We start from the raw sequence: 16,663 nt of genomic DNA, 5'->3' as shown, positions 1-16,663 counted from the left end.
ATTATTAATAGGAGAAGTGATGTAATGAATATATTTAAAAGAATATTTGTTTCAGCTGTAATCATTTCAATGTTTTTAGGAATAGGAGGCACTGTCAATATTGTAAATGCTGATTCTATAGAACAGCAGAGTAAATTAGGAATAGACCAAGAAACAGATAAGCAAATCATTGTAAAATTCAATGCGGATTTGAAATTACCATATGAAGATGGTATTGAAAAACAAATACAATCTCAAACGAACGATAAAGTACTAGAAGATCTTTTGGTAGAATATCCAGATGTAACATTCATGCGTTTATTCACATCTGTAAGTCCAGAGGAAATAGAAGACCTTGAAGTGAAAGCGCCCAATAATGTATCTACAAGTTTATTAAACTACTATATTCTTCAAACTCAAAATGGTGAACAAGAGGAAGAACTAGTAGATAGGTTAAAGAAATCTTCTTTAATAGAAGATGTGTATATGAAGAAACAAGAAAAAATAACGCCACCAGAAGTGCAACCATCAAGTGTATCTCTTAATCCTAATAACAATCCTAGATTTAAACAACAAGGTTATTTAGAAGCAGCACCATACGGTATTAATGCGCCCTTCGCCTGGGAAGTTCAAGGCGGTAAAGGAAACGGTATAACTTTTGTTGATATGGAATATGGATGGTTATTAAATCATGAGGATTTAGTACATCAAAATATTGAATTAATGTCTGGAATAAATATAGATCAACATGTCGGTCATGGGACGTCTGTACTAGGAATTGTATCCTCTGAGGACAATGAAGTTGGGAATATTGGGATTGCGCCAAAAGCGAAAGCAAAGGTGATTTCTCAAATAAGAGATAACGGACAGTATAATACAGCTGATGCAATATTAAGTGCTGTAAATCAGTTAGAAGCTGGGGATGTTTTATTGTTAGAGGCACAAGCATCTTTCGATGGATATGGTGATAAATATTTACCTGTTGAAGTACAACCAGATATCTTTGATGCGATCCGTGCTGGTACAGATAAAGGTGTTGTCATTATAGAAGCTGGAGCAAATGGTTGGAATGATTTAGATCAATTTAAAGATAGAAATGGTAAACAAATTTTAAATCGTAATAGTAAAGATTTTAAAGATTCAGGTGCAATTATGGTAGGAGCGGGCTCTTCATCTCTCCCTCATGAGCGTATGTGGTTTTCGAATTATGGCAGCCGTATTGATGTGTATGGTTGGGGAGAAAACGTAGATACAACTACAGCAGAGCAAAGTCGAAGTGCTGTAAACCTGTATACATCTAGCTTTAGTGGCACGTCGAGTGCGTCGCCTATTATTGCCGGAGCAGCGACTTTAGTACAAAGCATTGCGAAAGAAAATTTAGGACAACCATATAGACCGAGTGAACTAAGAGCGATATTAAGCAACCAGAGCACAGGAACAAAATCTAAAGATCCATATGCAGATAAAATTGGTGTTTTACCAGATTTGAAGTCTATACTAGTTAACTTAGGGTATGGAAAAAGAAAACCAAACGGTGGGAATGAGTTACAAGTAACAGAAAATGAACCAAATAATGAACGTATACAGGCAAATAAAGTTAACTTTCATACACCGGTGAAAGGAACGTTACATAATAGTGATAGAGTAGATGTATTTACTTTCCAAATTGACTCTATGGAAAATATTAGCATATCCCTACTAAATGAACAAAATATCGGAATGACATGGGTACTTCATCATGAATCAGATTTAAATAACTATGTAGCATATGGTGAAAATGAAGGAAATGTAGTGAAAGGAACTTATAATGCAAAGCCAGGTAAATATTATTTATACGTCTATAAGTATGAGAATAAAGATGGTTCATATGTATTGAATATAAAGTAAACGAAAGGAGCTTCAGATGAAGTTCCTTTAAATTTTTCTAATTCAGGATATATGAATGTTTTTTAACTTTATTTCTATGCAATATTTCATACTTATGAAATGATATTTATTTTTTACTCACTAGATTATATTATATTCAATAAGTTTGATATAAAACAAAAAAAGGAGGAATAATAATGAGCAGTAAGAAATTTATTTTGAAATTATTCATATGTAGTACGATATTTATCACATTTGTATTTGCTTTACATGAGAAGAGGGTCGTTGCGGCTAGCTCTGTTAATGAGCTTGAAAATTGGTCAAAATGGATGCAACCTATACCTGATAATATCCCGTTAGCACGAATTTCAATTCCAGGAACACATGATAGTGGAACGTTTAAGTTGCAAAATCCGATTAAGCAAGTATGGGGAATGACGCAAGAATATGATTTTCGTTACCAAATGGATCATGGAGCTAGAATTTTTGATATAAGAGGACGTTTAACAGATGATAATACGATAGTTCTTCATCATGGGCCATTATATCTTTATGTAACCCTACACGAATTCATAAACGAAGCGAAACAATTTTTAAAAGATAATCCGAGTGAAACAATTATTATGTCTTTAAAAAAAGAGTATGAGGATATGAAAGGAGCAGAAGGTTCCTTTAGTAATACGTTTGAAAAAAATTATTTTGTTGATCCTATCTTTTTAAAAACAGAAGGAAATATAAAACTTGGAGATGCTCGTGGGAAAATTGTACTACTAAAAAGATATGGCAGTAGTAATGAATCTGGAGGATATAATAATTTTTATTGGCCAGATAATGAGACGTTTACGACAACTGTAAATCAAAACGTAAATGTAACGGTACAAGATAAATATAAAGTGGGTTATGATGAGAAAGTAAAATCTATTAAAGATACGATCAATGAAACGATGAATAATAGTGAGGATTTACATCATCTATATATTAATTTTGCAAGCTTGTCTTCTGGTGGTACAGCATGGAATAGTCCATATTACTACGCCTCTTACATAAATCCTGAAATTGCAAACTATATAAAACAAAAGAGTCCTACAAGAGTAGGTTGGATCATTCAAGATTATATAAATGAAAAGTGGTCACCATTACTGTATCAAGAAGTTATAAGAGCGAATGAGTCACTTATAAAAGAATAAAGATGATGAGAGTAAGAAGCGATAAAATACGGCGCTTCTTATTAAAAATACAGTTTGTCTTGTAAACGGGACAATTTTCGAATTATCTCAATCGATGTTTCATTATGAAAAGGCCAAACTTTTAAATCGGATCAATTTTAAGTGAAAAATGAATGTAATTAACTTTACGAAAAAGCAACTGATTATAAGTGATCAGTTGCTTTTTATTTTTAAAGTGGATGAGCAAAAAAACATGAAAGTGGTTGGTCCGTTTTTGGCAAACATCCATTATGATAAGAGAAGAAAGGTAGTATGTTATTAACATTTTAAAGAGGAAATTCTTTATTAAAATAGATTGTCTTTAGAGAGGTGAAAATACAATGATTTTTGCAATTTCACTAGTCGTTATTATTGTAGTTGGATCGCTGTTTGGGACCGTGCTAGTTGCGCGAAATGTGGAGGAGAATTACGGCAAGTCCACAAAGAGAAATGTGAAAAATTTATCTGCAATCTATATTCTCCTTCTTTTTGTTCTACTGCTAGGGGTAACATGGTATGCGGTAATAATTTGATAGTTTGTAACAGAACTAAAGCGAGAGTATGAAGCTGGAATTTCAGAAGCTATCGAGTAATCAGAAACGGGGCTATTTTAATATATCCATTTTAGGATGAGACAATGTGACTAATTAATACTATTTTTACGGTAAATACTGTTAGTAATAAATTGAGGGTAGTTAGCTTTGAAAGGAGGCAACTATATGGAATGGAAACCAAATCGTGCAGATAAGACGCCTGTATATAAACAAATAGCGGATTATATTGAAAGAGGTATTTCTTCAGGTGAGTTTCCTTCTGACAGTAAGTTACCTTCTGAGCGCATGTTAGCAAAAGAATTACAGGTGAATAGGAGTACGATAGTAGCTGCATATGAAGAATTAAAATCACTTGGAGTAGTAGAACGGCAAAAAGGAAGCGGAACACGGGTGAATACAGACATATGGGGTGTTTCACATAAACGAATACCGAACTGGGGTAGGTACGTTGAGGATGGATCATTCTTACCTAACGTACCACTCGTTCAACAAATTAGAACGGAAACACAAAAAGAAGACTTAATTAATTTAGCGAGTGGTGAATTGTCACCAGAATTAATTCCGAGTGATAGATTCCGAACAATTTTGTCGGAGAAAACATTTATGGAAAACCTCGGTTATGACCATCCACTTGGAAATGAAATGTTGAGAAAAACAATTGCGGCACATGTTCAGCAATATAAACAAATTGAATCAGATTCGAATTCTATCCTTATTACATCAGGCGCACAACAGGCACTTAATCTTATCGTTCAATGCTTATTAAAACCTGGTGATGCGATTGCAATTGAGGACCCTTCGTATTGTTTCTCATTGCCGATGTTTAAATCTGCTGGTTTAAAAATATTTCATTTACCTGTTGATCAGCATGGAATGAATCCAGATGACCTAATTGATTTGCATAAAAAGCATCGTATTCGCATGGTATTTTTAAATCCAGATTATCAAAATCCAACGGGAACTGTGCTGTCATTAGCAAGACGTAAAAAGATTTTAGAACTGTCTTCTGAATTTGGTATACCGATTGTAGAAGATGATCCGTATAGTTTAACGTCCTTTAATGGAGAAGTGAATCCAACATTAAAATCAATGGATCAAAACGGGAATGTTCTTTATGTAAGTTCATTATCAAAAATTGTTGCATCGGGATTACGTATTGGCTGGGTAATTGGTCCTACGCGTGTAATAGAACGTTTAGCGGATGCGAAGCAGCAAGTTGATTTTGGGCACAGTGTATTTACGCAGTGGGTGGCAAATCAATTTTTAGAATCAGACGATTTTCATGCGCATATTACAATGCTTCGTAGACAATTGAAAGAAAGAAGAGATGTATTAATTAGAAAGCTTGAAGAAATATTAGGAGACCAGGTTGAATTTTTTGTTCCAGAGGGTGGAATACATTTATGGTGCAAAGTGCAAGGAACGTTTGATGAGTATCATTTATTAGGTGAATCTATACGAAATGGTGTAGCGTTTGTCCCGGGTAGTGTTTTAGGTACTAAAAGTGAATATATTCGTTTTACTTTTGGGAGAGTAAATGCCGAACAAATTCAGCTGGGAATGACGAGGTTTGCTGAAACGTTAAATGAGATTTCATAATAGTGATACGTAATATTGAAATGAGGGAAAGAAATGAAGTACGTGATGCTTTTACTTCAAGTAGGCGTGCTGTATGTATTTAGTTTAGTTGGTACGTGGATTCAAGGAGTATTCCATTTATCAATGCCAGGAAGTTTAATAGGAATGTTAATGCTTTTTCTACTCCTTTCTATTCGTATTTTACCATTAAAGTGGTTTGAGGAAGGTGCGGAAAAGTTAATCGTATTTTTACCGTTATTTTTAATCCCTTCGACAACAGGACTGATGAAATACGGGTCTTTTCTTTTTAGTAAGGGAAGTAGTATATTCCTTTTAGTAGTTGCAAGTACGGTAGTAACTTTGATTGTTTCAGGGTATATAAGTCAATTAGTAGTAACATCCAAAAAATAAAATCGACAAGGTGCAAGATGCAAATGGTCTTAATTATTATTACAGTAGTAATTTATTTATTGGCGACAAAGTTATATAAAAAATTTACGTTTCCATTCACGTTACCGGTGTTAACAGTTACTACAATTATGATTTGTTTATTTTTGATTTTTGGTATTTCTCATCATGAGTATAGGGGAAATGGGGGAGACATTCTTTCAAGCTTATTGAGTCCTGCAATCGTAGCGTTAGCGATACCACTATTTAAAGAGCGAAAGATACTGATGAAAAACTTTTTATCGATACTAATCGGCGTAGTGACAGGTATACTGGCTTTAACGACTATGAATGTAGTGATTGGTGGAATGTTACATATAGATAAGGAACTTATACTAGCCACCCTACCACAATTAGCAACGATGCCTATTGCTATTTCAATAGCGGAGCAAATTGGTGGCATTCCATCTATGACTGCTAGTTTTGTAGTTGTTGCGGGAATAACAGGTGCTATGATTGGACCAACAGTACTTAAGTTGTTCCGTATAACAAGTACGATTGGAAAAGGCGTGGGAATGGGCTGCGCATCACATATTATCGGGGTAAGTCGTCTCGTGAAGGAAGGCGAGAGAGAAGCGACAATCGGTTCGGTGACGATGATTGTTACGGGAATACTTATTAGTATATTCATACCGTTTGGAACGAAATTTATATTTTGACATGTAATGGAGATGATGAAAATGACAACATGGTTTATAGTTACATTATTTGTTTTTGGAGCTATTAAAGTATTAGTTTCTAGTATGCCGACTTCTGTTGTAGAATCAATTATTAGTAAATTTGAATTGCATCAAAAACTTGAGGAAGAGAATACCTCTATATCGATAGATGGAAAAAATATAGAGGGAGAAACGAAACTACAAGTTATTCATGAATTTAATGAGGCTTTATTTTTAGATAAGCATTATTTTCCGCCGCACGGGGAAGGAACACCAATCGTGATTAAAACGAAGAAAGGGAATAAAGAGATTAGCTTTTCTTTATATAGCCATGAAGAACATATTGATGTAATAAAGCAATATAAAAAGAAAATTGTTGCCTATCGTTTACGTTCAAAAAGTCTTCAAACTCTTGCACCATTAGTAATAACCGAAGAGTATGCTTAAGAAGAGATCTATAAGGATTTTTCAGACTGTAGACAAACTATTTTTTAAGAGTGCAGATGCTAAAAATAGTTTGTCTCTTACTTTATAGTGAATTTATCCAATGAGATATATACGTAGTGTTTTCTATGCTACAATTTACTATAAGTGAGGAAGGAAGGTGTCTTATGAGAATATCCGTTTATGTTGCAAGTGCATTTAGCAAGGATCATAAAGGCGGAAATAAAGCAGGAGTGGTATTTACTGAGAATAATACATTGACCACAACTCAAAAAATGGCAATAGCTAAACAACTGGGCTATGCGGAAACCGCATTTATATCAGAATCTGAAATTGCTGATTATAAATTTGAGTATTTTACACCAAAAGAAGAAGTTGATTTATGTGGTCACGCTACAATTGGCTCTTTCGTGATACTGATGCATTTAAATAAACTTTGCCAGAATCGCTATACGATTGAAACGAACAGCGGTGTTCTTACTATTACCATAAAAGATGACATCATATTTATGGAACAAAACAAACCGATATTCTATGATGTTGTATCTCCAAACGAGTTCATCGACTGTTTTGACATGAAAGCTATAGACGATAAATATCCAATTCAAATTGTCTCCACAGGCTTAAAAGATATTTTAATTCCTATAAAAAGCGAAACACGATTACATACACTGCAACCTAATTTTGAAAAAATTAAAGAAATTAGCAAGTATTATAATGTTGTCGGAATGCATCTATATACTTGTAATGACAATCGAATTATATGCAGAAATTTTGCTCCACTATACGACATCAATGAAGAAGCAGCGACTGGAACTTCAAACGGTGCATTAGCTTGCTACCTTTATGAACAGCACAACTTGCAAAAAGAAGTCTATGTATTTGAACAAGGTTATTCTTTACACTCGCCTTCTGAAATATTAGTTAAATTAGCAACCAATAGCAACAATAAAGTAGAAAAAGTTTATGTTGGCGGCAAAGGCTATTACTGTGAAACTAAGTATTTAAATGTAGAAAATATTGATTGAAAATAAAGAGATCTATAAGGATCTCTTTATTTTTGTATGAAATCATATACTTTCCAAATAAAAGAAAAGAAAATCATATAGCCAAATAAAGAATATGTATGATTCCAATCTAAGCTATGAATAAAGAAACCGAATCTTTCAGCAATCTGTTCAAAAATGCTAGCACAAATACCGATTGAAATAATAAAAAGAATTCTAGAAACTGTAGATAATCTTTTTGAAATTTGTATAAAAATCGTTGTTAAAATCGGTAGTACAAAGAGAGTAAAGCCGATGTTAACTGAAAATATGGAGGGAAAGGGTCTAACCGGAAAGGAATATAATTGTTTTGCAACAAAAAATGCATCTAAGTAAGTTCCGATAATAGAAGAGAGTAAGATTGTAATGACTAATGCGAAAAGGTTATTCGTCTTCTCGAAGGAGAACATTTTTCTTTGCAAGAATGGCAAGTTCAATTTTTTCGAGTGTTTTACAGTAGTCTTCTGTAATTTGTCCATTTATATTTTCCTCCTTATCCACTAAGTAATTTACGACTTGCCAGTCCGTAAACCAATCTTCACTGTCAACTTCTTCATGCTCTATATCTCGCCATGCGTAGATGAGTGCAGGACTGTATATACGATAAGCGCCATTACGCAACTGGCATTTCTTTATTCGGCGTTTATAAAACTCACGAGAAAAAGATTCATTCACACTTGAAAATAAATGAGGCCAGTAATCTTTCCTTGAGCCTGTATGAGGATGGTGTTGGGCCCAGCTTATTACTTGAGATAAAACATGTGTATCCCGAAATAATAATGAATACAACCTTTTTCCAATTAAGATCCGTTCGTGTAAGGAAGTGAAATGTTTCATTGTATCACCAAATAGTAATACGTTTTGTTTCTTATCATTTGCGTAGAATGGGAACAGGATATGATTAAACTGAAAGAAATCAAATAGTTTAAATCCAATACTATTTAGTACAGTCTTTTTAAAGTGTACATTTTGAATCACTCTTTTTTCTAAGTAGTTTTGTTCATTAATAATAGTTGCAATTGCTAATGTTTTTTTGTTACCTGTTTTCCAAAAATCGTTCCACATCGTTTCCATAAATGTAGAAACATTTAGGTGAGGGAGAAGGTGAAATAGCTTTTGTGCTCTTTTTACACTTTGTTCATAAAGCAGAAATTGAGGATAGACATCTTGAAAAATAAGCCAATTTCCTCTTTCTAAAAAAGAAAAAAATGTGATTTGCTCTTTCTCTGATAAAATTTTCGTATATAAATCTCCCCTTAAATCAGTCATATTCCAACCGCCGTTACGTGATACCATATGCCCAAGTAGTGCCCAATGTATTTCCGGATATTGAACGTAAAATTGGTAGTATGCACGTGTTCTTGTGACATTATTTTTATTTAGCTGTTCTGTCTGCATTTTTATGTTGTTGATGATGATTTGCTCTTCTTTCGTTAATTTATACATCGTGCCAGAATGAGTGAGTTTACTTTTTTGTTTCAATTCATTTTTCACATCAAATAGGGAGAGAGGCAGTGCCTTGGAAGGTCCGTTATATGTATGATTTGAATTGCTTCGGTACATTCCGTTACCTCCCTTTTCCATAAATTTAAACATGACTATTGGCTATGAATCATTCTATTTATTTTATTACGAGTATAAGAAATAAATGAGCGCTGTTTATTACAAGGAATTTATCATACAAACAGTATAAAAAATCTTACTGTTGTGAGGTGAAATGAAAAACAGAAACTATTTTTAATAGTTTCTGTTTTTTTATTTTGTCAATTAAATGTAACAAACGACGATTATGATTTGAATCAATTGAAAATAATTCAATAAATGTTAATTGAAATGCTTGGTAGGAGGAAAAGGAATGCTAAATAAAATAATTTTAATCACTGGTGGCACAGGTTCGTGGGGACATGAGCTTATAAAGCAACTATTAGAAAAATCACCGAAAGAAATTAGGGTTTTTTCAAGAAATGAAACGGTTCAGTTTGAAATGCAGCAACAGTTTATAAATGATGATAGATTAAAATTTATTATTGGAGATATTCGTGACAAGGATCAATTAGTTTATGCATGCCAAGGTGTACATTATGTATTCCATCTTGCAGCTTTAAAACATGTTCCAGTATGTGAGTATTATCCTTATGAAGCTATAAAAACTAATATACATGGTACGCAAAATGTAATCGAAGCATCTTTACAGATGCAAGTTGAGAAAGTTATATATGTTTCAACGGATAAAGCAGCCGATCCATCAAATACGTATGGGATGACAAAAGCAATTGGTGAAAAGTTGATGGTTCATGCGAATGTACAAACGAAGAAAACAAAATTTATTTGTGTTCGTGGTGGAAATGTTTTAGGGACGAGTGGAAGTGTGGTACCGCTTTTTAAAAAACAAATTAAAAAATCTTCACAAGTAGGGATTACCGATGCGAATATGACTAGATTTTTCTTATCAATTGAAGATGCTGTTGGATTGTTATTTAAAGCCGTATATCAAGGCAGAGGCGGAGAGATCTTTGTTATGAAAATGCCGGCATGTAAAATAACAGATTTAGCAGAAGTGTTAATTGAAGATTCGAAAAAAGAAAATGTGAAGTTAAAAGAGGTAGGGATCAGGCCGGGTGAAAAATTAAGTGAAATGCTTTTATCTGAGGTAGAGAGTAAAACGAGTATAAGTTTTGATCAAAATTATTTTGTGGTACTACCTACTATTCCTATAGAAGGGCTTCAAGAATATTATGCTAGTTTTCCGCTTGTGGATGTGAAGAGTTTTAGTTCACAACAAGACTTACTTGCAAAACATGAAGTGAAACAAATGCTATTAAAAGGAGGATTTTTACGATGAAAAAAAATGCGAGCCTTTTAATAACTGGTGCAAATGGTTTTACAGGACACCATGCTTGCCAATATTTTTTAGAACAGGGCTTTCATGTAATTCCTATGTTTCAAAATCGTACACATAGAGAAAAAAATGAAAATGGTATTACTTGTAATTTAACGAATAAGAGCGAAGTAATGAAGGTAATGAAACAAATAAAGCCAGATTATGTATTACATTTAGCCGGTAGGAATTCAGTCATAGAGTCTTGGACAGCTGCTCTTGAATATGTAGAAATTAATGCAATAGGGACGTTATATTTATTAGAAGCAATTAAGCAAGAAGCCTCGCATTGTAGAACATTAGTTATAGGATCTGCTTTGCAAGCAGATAGTATAAACGAAATAAAAATTTCAAATCCATATAGTTTAAGTAAAACGATGCAAGTCATTATTGCAGAGGCTTGGGGCGAATTAATGGGTTCAAATATTATCATTGCAAAGCCCTCAAACTTAATTGGTCCAGGAGTATCAAATGGCATTTGTTCGATTCTCGCAAAAAAAATGATAGATATAGAATCAGGTAGAAGTAAAGCCATTATTGAAGTAAACAGTTTGAAAGATAGTAGGGATTTTCTAGATGTACGTGATGCGGTTAAAGCGTATCATGTGTTATTACGAGATGGAATAAATGGAAAACAGTATAATATCGGATCAGGAGTGAAACGATCTTTATTAGAGGTACTAGAACAATATAAAGAATTAACTCAGCTGAATTTTTTCATAGAGGAAACAGAAAAAAGTGGCAGTGATTCAAATGATAGTTTAGTAATAGAGGAAATAAAAAGGTTAGGTTGGATCCCAGAAATTCAATTCCATCAATCATTAAAAGATGTACTTGAGTATGCGAAGTGTAGTGACATCTGCATGCAATGAAAAACAAAAAGGGTGTAAGAAATATATGAATGGCTATGAAACAATAAATAATCAAAATACACTATTTCTTTTAATTGTTGATACGCTGGACTGGAAGAATGAAGAAGAGCATGCTTTGCGTATCTATGAGGCGATAAATAAATGTCGAGCCTATGTGGAAGGGAAAAAGGGTGATCGGAAAAATCCAGTAATAGATGCAGGAACTAGGCCTGTAATCCGAGTTTTTGCTCAGTATGAATGTAGTGAGTATGGAAATGATTTTTATGACCTCATGAAAGATTTTTTGCAAGATATAGGATTTGAGTTAAAGGTTTATATAAATAATGCTAAGGTTACTTACATGTAATAGATTAGTATAAAATAAGATTTTTTAATCATAAAGGTGGATATAAATTATGAATAAAAAGATTCTCTTTACTGGGGGCGGTACAGCCGGACACGTAATGATTAATATAGTATTGATTCCTAAATTTATGGAAAAAGGATGGGGAGTTGAGTATATTGGATCTCAAAATGGAATTGAAAAACTATTAGTTCAAAATGTTAAATACAATATTGTTTCAACAGGGAAGCTTAGGAGATATTGGGATTTGGAGAACTTTAAAGATCCTTTTAAAATAATAAAAGGTTGCATTCAAAGCTATAAATTAATGAAACGAATAAAACCAGATGTTATTTTTTCGGCAGGAGGATTTGTTTCTGTTCCTGTAGTAATAGGAGCATGGATGAATAAAGTACCCGTAATAATACGTGAACCAGATAGTACGTTAGGATTAGCAAATAAAATAGCATTACCTTTTACTACAAAACTATGTACAACATTTCCTCAGACAGGAGAAAATGTAAGTAATGAGAAGAAGGTTTATGTAGGACCAGTTGTAAGGGAAGAAATTGAGAGAGGCAACGTATTGCGGGGAAGAAGCTATTGTAAATTTAAGCAAGATAAACCGGTATTGTTAATTATGGGTGGGAGTCAAGGCGCTCAATGGATAAATGATATGGTAAGAAAAAGTTTGGAAACATTGTTATTAAATTTTAATATTGTTCATATGTGCGGTAAAGGGAAGGTAGATTCATCTGTTGGCATGGAAGGTTATATGCAATTCGAATATATAGGGGAAGAATTGCCGCACATACTAAATATGGCGAGTGTTGTAGTTTCCAGAGCGGGTTCTACTGCTATTTCTGAATTGTTATTTTTGAAGAAACCGATGTTGCTTATCCCGTTAACTAACAGTTCCAGTAGGGGAGATCAAGTTTTAAATGCTGAATATTTTTCTCGGCAAGGATATGCGGAAGTTATACTCCAAGACAGAGTAAGTACGAATACATTTATACATGCAGTAAATAAGTTGTATACAAATAAGGAGAGATATATTCAAAACATGAATGGATATAAGAAAACTAATAATGAGGGGATTCATCAATTAATAGATATAATAAATGAAGTAGTGAAGTAATAGAAATGTAAATAAAAAACAAAAGGAAAGAAGATCTCTTCTTTCCTTTTTGCTATAGTTGTTCAAATTCATTATTACTTATAACAATTAGCCATGTACTATGGGTGAATCCCGATTTCTAATAGTTCAGTAAATGCATGCGTATGGATAGGTTTACTATAATAGTACCCTTGAATAAACCGACATTTATTTTTTTGAAGGAAACTCACATGTTCTTTCGTTTCTACACCTTCCGCGATAACTGACATTCCTAATGTATTTGCTAATGTGATGATTGTTTTAATAATTTCCATTCCATCGTCACATGTTTCAGACATTGTAATAAATTCTCGTGGGATTTTTAACGTATCGATTGGATATAAAGGTAAGTAAGCTAGCGAAGAATAGCCTGTACCAAAGTCATCGATTGAAATATGAATCCCTAAACTTTTTAGTGTACGTAGTTTTATTAATGTTTCTCGCTCATCCATCATTGCAATTCGCTCTGTTAATTCAAGATCGAGAGAACTTGCTGGTAAACCAGTATTTGTTAATGTAGCAGAAATAGACTTTACAAAATCTTCTTGTTCAAATTCTTTAGCAGATAAATTTACACCTATTTTCAAATGTGAATATCCGCTTGTGTGCCAACGTTTCATTTGTTCACAAGCTTGTTGTAGTGTCCATTTTCCTATTGGAATGATTTGTAGCGTTTCTTCTGCAATCGGAATAAACTCGTATGGAGAAATAACACCTAATTCAGGATGATTCCACCTAATTAAAGCTTCAGCACCGATAATTTTGTTAGATTTGCTATCAACTTGAGGTTGATATAAAAGGAACAATTCTTCATTTTGAATTGCATTTGGTAAATCTTTTTCTAATCGTAATCGTCTTTCAATTTTTTTGGCAATTACATCATCATAAATAGAGACAGAATTAAGTTCTTTTGCTTTCGCATCATACATTGCAACATTAGCGTTTTTCAGAAGTGTAGCGGTATCGATTCCAGAATGTGGATAAATAGCGATGCCGATACTTATTGATAGAGTTAATGTATGTTCATATATGACAAACGATTTTTCCATGCATTTAAATAACTGGTTGCATAACTGGAATAAGGAATCTTCGTCAGTATAGTTTTCAATTAAGATTGTAAATTCATCGCCACCGATTCTTGATAGATGAGTATGTGATGGAAGACAGGATTGGAATCGCTTCGCTACTTCTTCTAATATGTAGTCTCCTGCCGAATGTCCAAGTGTATCGTTAACTGCTTTAAAGCGATCTAAGTCCAAATATAATAATGCAAACTCGCTTTCTGTCGTTTTAGCATTTTTTATAATTCTTTTTAATTTCTTATGAAAAAAGGCACGGTTCCCAATTTTCGTTACAGTATCATGGAATGCTAAATATTTTATTTCTTCTTGCTGTTTTTTTAGCGCAGTAATATCTTTCATCATAATATAGCTTCCTGAAATTTGCCCGTCTATCATAATAGGGACGATGGTAACGTATAAAGAATAAGTAAATCCATCTTTATATTGAGAACTAAGTTGTAAGGATGCTGATTCTTGTTGTTTCACTTTTTCTAATGCAGATGCTAGTTTATATTTGTCTTCATCTAAAATAATCGAAAAACAAGTTTCACCAAGTAACTCATCCGTTGGTGCACCGAGTAGTATACTTCCAGCTTTATTTACATTTAAGAATACGCCATTTAAATCAATTGTAAAAATAGGGTCAGGATGATATTCATATAATGATTTGAATTTTTGTTGCTTTTGAGATAGAGCCTCTGATTTATGAACTAAATCTGAAGTTCGTAATCTAACTTTTTCTTCCAATTGGGCATTGAATACTTGTAAACGTTTGGTTAGAGAATTGTTTTGCATACGTACAATAGAATGACGAATGAGTACGAAAATAAAAGCAATACAATTTCCCGTAATGAGAATGGAAGATGCTGTTTGTTCTTTTAACGTAAACCCGATTAGTATTGCAACAGCAAGATAGGGAAATACAACTAAAGCCTTTTTTCCTATTATAGGGTTAACAATGAAATAATTTTTATGGCTATTATGATCTTCTGAAATAGATCCAGCTATTGCAATAAGTAATATAGGTATTCTATATAAAAGACGTAATAATGTTATCGTTTCAGTTGATAAATGGTTATGTAAGTAAAAATAAATATAGTTAAAAGTTGCAGAACTTATTAATACAAAAATAAAGATATAAATTTTCCGTTTAGAATTAAAAATTGTTGGACGGAAAAAGAGACTAACACCTAGTAGAAGAAATAATAAATCTGCAATTGGATATAGAAATGAAAGGAAAACATCTCCTAGTGAAAGAGAGAATATATTTAAATTTGGTTGATTAAATAAATACCATTCCAATGTGAATATGGAAGTAAGTACTATGCATATATCACAAATAAAGAACGATTTTTCCCATTTATCGCATTCTTTTAGGATTTTATAGCAGAAAGCGATAAGACAGAAGAGTAGAAAAAGCATATAAAACACATCAGAAATAGTAAAACGATGTATTGGAATTTTGAAGAAGCTCTCTTGATATGTATATACTATTTTTCCTAACAAAAAACTACCAATTGCTATCGTGATACATATCCAAAACGGATTTGAACTAACTTTTTTAGAATATATAGAATAAATGAGTGATACAAATGTAATGGCTTCAACAATAAGGGAAGCGAAGCGTACATCCGAATTTGAAAAATGAGTGGGGAACAGATAGAAAAACATAAAATAGATTGAATAACACATTAATGTTCCAATTAATATACATAGCTGTAAATTTTTATTTAATTTCAATAAAATCACCTTCTTTAATTATGCACTATATTCGTAATATCTATACATAATAATATTATTTAAGAATTGTATCAGATTTCCTTATAAAAATCATGTTTATAAGGAAGTTTTGAAAAGTGTAATTGCTCTAAAAAATGAAAAATATTGCATTTGATAGTATATACTGTATAAAGATTTTAAATAGAAATTGTATATTTAGTCATCTTTTGAATTGTAAAGGTTTTTTAGTGATTTGAAAGTAGAGATGCAAAATTGCATATAAAATGATAAAGGCTTTTTTGAATTTTAATTTTTGACTGATAGAGGTTATTTTAAGTAAGACCTTTGTATGTATTTATTCTTATACTAATGAGTGATTTCAAAAATGTGTTACGTATGTACAATAATACGTAACACATTTTTGAAATTTTTAGTATGGGAGGAAAATCATGAAAAATTTGGTGAAGTTTCGAATTGCACGTCCGACGAATAAGTTTGAAGAGGTTATAGCATTCTATGAAAAAGGATTAGGCTTAAAACGTATAGGTGAATTTTACGATCATGAAGGTTATGATGGGGTCATGTTTGGGCTCCCAGATGAAGAGTATCATTTAGAATTTACAAGACATATTGATGGGAGTCCTTGTCCAGCTCCGACAAAAGATAATTTACTTGTATTTTATATGAGTGAAGATAGTGAAATGAAGAAGGTGAGTAAAAGGCTGCATACATTGGGATACGATGAAGTGGAACCAGAAAATCCATATTGGAAAGATAAGGGGATAACGATTGAGGACCCAGATGGTTGGAGAATTGTGTTGATGAAAATAGAAGAACAAGGTTTCAAATTATGATAGGGTAAAATTAAATTAGCTTC

16 protein-coding genes and 1 pseudogene are annotated in these 16,663 nt (G+C 32.7%); 14 read left to right on the top strand and 3 right to left on the bottom strand.

What is annotated here, in order from left to right:
• The first annotated feature begins 24 nt into the window (after positions 1–24).
• The 9 genes and pseudogenes from ACTFR9_RS10880 (at position 25) to ACTFR9_RS10840 (ending at position 7,760) form a co-directional block, all read left to right on the top strand.
• Positions 25–1,866 (top strand): S8 family peptidase, encoded by a 1,842-nt coding sequence (locus ACTFR9_RS10880; RefSeq protein ID WP_048557658.1) that lies wholly within the window; start codon positions 25–27, stop codon positions 1,864–1,866.
• 176 nt (positions 1,867–2,042) lie between these two features.
• A complete protein-coding gene (plcA, locus tag ACTFR9_RS10875) occupies positions 2,043–3,032 on the top strand; it encodes a phosphatidylinositol diacylglycerol-lyase (RefSeq protein WP_229136208.1) in 990 nt (329 codons plus the stop codon).
• 31 nt (positions 3,033–3,063) lie between these two features.
• Positions 3,064–3,177, top strand: a pseudogene (locus ACTFR9_RS10870) (GntR family transcriptional regulator); the annotation flags it as partial.
• Between the two features lie 214 nt (positions 3,178–3,391).
• Positions 3,392–3,583: a hypothetical protein gene (locus ACTFR9_RS10865; protein WP_000575327.1), complete on the top strand. Its 192-nt coding sequence runs from the start codon at positions 3,392–3,394 to the stop codon at positions 3,581–3,583.
• A gap of 186 nt (positions 3,584–3,769) precedes the next feature.
• Positions 3,770–5,203, top strand: a complete 1,434-nt coding sequence (gene pdxR, locus ACTFR9_RS10860) for a MocR-like pyridoxine biosynthesis transcription factor PdxR (protein ID WP_229136207.1) — start codon at positions 3,770–3,772, stop codon at positions 5,201–5,203.
• Positions 5,204–5,236: 33 nt separating this feature from the next.
• Positions 5,237–5,593: a CidA/LrgA family holin-like protein gene (locus tag ACTFR9_RS10855; protein WP_000878384.1), complete on the top strand. Its 357-nt coding sequence runs from the start codon at positions 5,237–5,239 to the stop codon at positions 5,591–5,593.
• Between the two features lie 23 nt (positions 5,594–5,616).
• Positions 5,617–6,288, top strand: a complete 672-nt coding sequence (locus ACTFR9_RS10850; protein ID WP_000242953.1) for an LrgB family protein — start codon at positions 5,617–5,619, stop codon at positions 6,286–6,288.
• A gap of 21 nt (positions 6,289–6,309) precedes the next feature.
• Positions 6,310–6,735 carry a YfmQ family protein gene (locus ACTFR9_RS10845; protein ID WP_000214638.1) on the top strand — a complete coding sequence of 142 codons (426 nt, stop codon included), beginning with the start codon at positions 6,310–6,312 and terminating at the stop codon, positions 6,733–6,735.
• 164 nt (positions 6,736–6,899) lie between these two features.
• On the top strand, positions 6,900–7,760 hold the full coding sequence (locus ACTFR9_RS10840; protein WP_229136206.1) for a PhzF family phenazine biosynthesis protein: 861 nt from the start codon (positions 6,900–6,902) through the stop codon (positions 7,758–7,760).
• A 26-nt stretch (positions 7,761–7,786) separates the two neighbouring features.
• Here the strand turns inward: ACTFR9_RS10840 and ACTFR9_RS10835 are convergent, their stop codons facing one another.
• Both ACTFR9_RS10835 and ACTFR9_RS10830 read right to left on the bottom strand, forming a co-directional pair.
• Complete coding sequence (locus ACTFR9_RS10835) at positions 7,787–8,257, bottom strand: CBO0543 family protein (protein ID WP_048550015.1); 471 nt, start codon at positions 8,255–8,257, stop codon at positions 7,787–7,789.
• Positions 8,163–9,341, bottom strand: coding sequence for a DUF2515 domain-containing protein (locus ACTFR9_RS10830; RefSeq protein ID WP_000286278.1), 1,179 nt, complete (start codon positions 9,339–9,341; stop codon positions 8,163–8,165). The genes ACTFR9_RS10835 and ACTFR9_RS10830 overlap by 95 nt, the downstream gene beginning before the upstream one ends.
• Positions 9,342–9,633: 292 nt before the next feature.
• On the opposite strand from ACTFR9_RS10830, the gene ACTFR9_RS10825 reads away from it, so the two are divergent.
• Genes ACTFR9_RS10825 through ACTFR9_RS10810 form a run of 4 tightly spaced genes read left to right on the top strand, consistent with a single transcriptional unit; the run spans position 9,634 to position 12,988 of the window.
• Entirely contained in the window at positions 9,634–10,620 is a 987-nt protein-coding gene (locus ACTFR9_RS10825) for a UDP-N-acetylglucosamine 4,6-dehydratase family protein (protein ID WP_000932605.1), read from the top strand.
• Positions 10,617–11,528: an NAD-dependent epimerase/dehydratase family protein gene (locus ACTFR9_RS10820; RefSeq protein WP_076855446.1), complete on the top strand. Its 912-nt coding sequence runs from the start codon at positions 10,617–10,619 to the stop codon at positions 11,526–11,528. Before ACTFR9_RS10825 ends, ACTFR9_RS10820 begins: the two co-directional genes overlap by 4 nt.
• 25 nt (positions 11,529–11,553) lie before the next feature.
• On the top strand, positions 11,554–11,874 hold the full coding sequence (locus ACTFR9_RS10815) for a DUF6572 domain-containing protein (RefSeq protein ID WP_001014789.1): 321 nt from the start codon (positions 11,554–11,556) through the stop codon (positions 11,872–11,874).
• A gap of 49 nt (positions 11,875–11,923) precedes the next feature.
• Positions 11,924–12,988, top strand: coding sequence for an undecaprenyldiphospho-muramoylpentapeptide beta-N-acetylglucosaminyltransferase (locus tag ACTFR9_RS10810; protein ID WP_001035068.1), 1,065 nt, complete (start codon positions 11,924–11,926; stop codon positions 12,986–12,988).
• A 98-nt stretch (positions 12,989–13,086) separates the two neighbouring features.
• Here the strand turns inward: ACTFR9_RS10810 and ACTFR9_RS10805 are convergent, their stop codons facing one another.
• Complete coding sequence (locus ACTFR9_RS10805; protein ID WP_229136205.1) at positions 13,087–15,807, bottom strand: putative bifunctional diguanylate cyclase/phosphodiesterase; 2,721 nt, start codon at positions 15,805–15,807, stop codon at positions 13,087–13,089.
• Between the two features lie 428 nt (positions 15,808–16,235).
• Here ACTFR9_RS10805 and ACTFR9_RS10800 point away from each other — a divergent pair, with 428 nt between their 5' ends.
• Positions 16,236–16,640, top strand: a complete 405-nt coding sequence (locus ACTFR9_RS10800; RefSeq protein WP_000794012.1) for a VOC family protein — start codon at positions 16,236–16,238, stop codon at positions 16,638–16,640.
• The last annotated feature ends 23 nt before the right edge of the window (positions 16,641–16,663 follow it).

The sequence above is a fragment of the Bacillus cereus group sp. MYBK222-1 genome (assembly GCF_051916425.1).
Classification (GTDB): domain Bacteria; phylum Bacillota; class Bacilli; order Bacillales; family Bacillaceae_G; genus Bacillus_A; species Bacillus_A paranthracis.
Note: the sequence above shows the minus strand (reverse complement) of the source record. Positions and strands in the feature narration are given on the sequence as shown.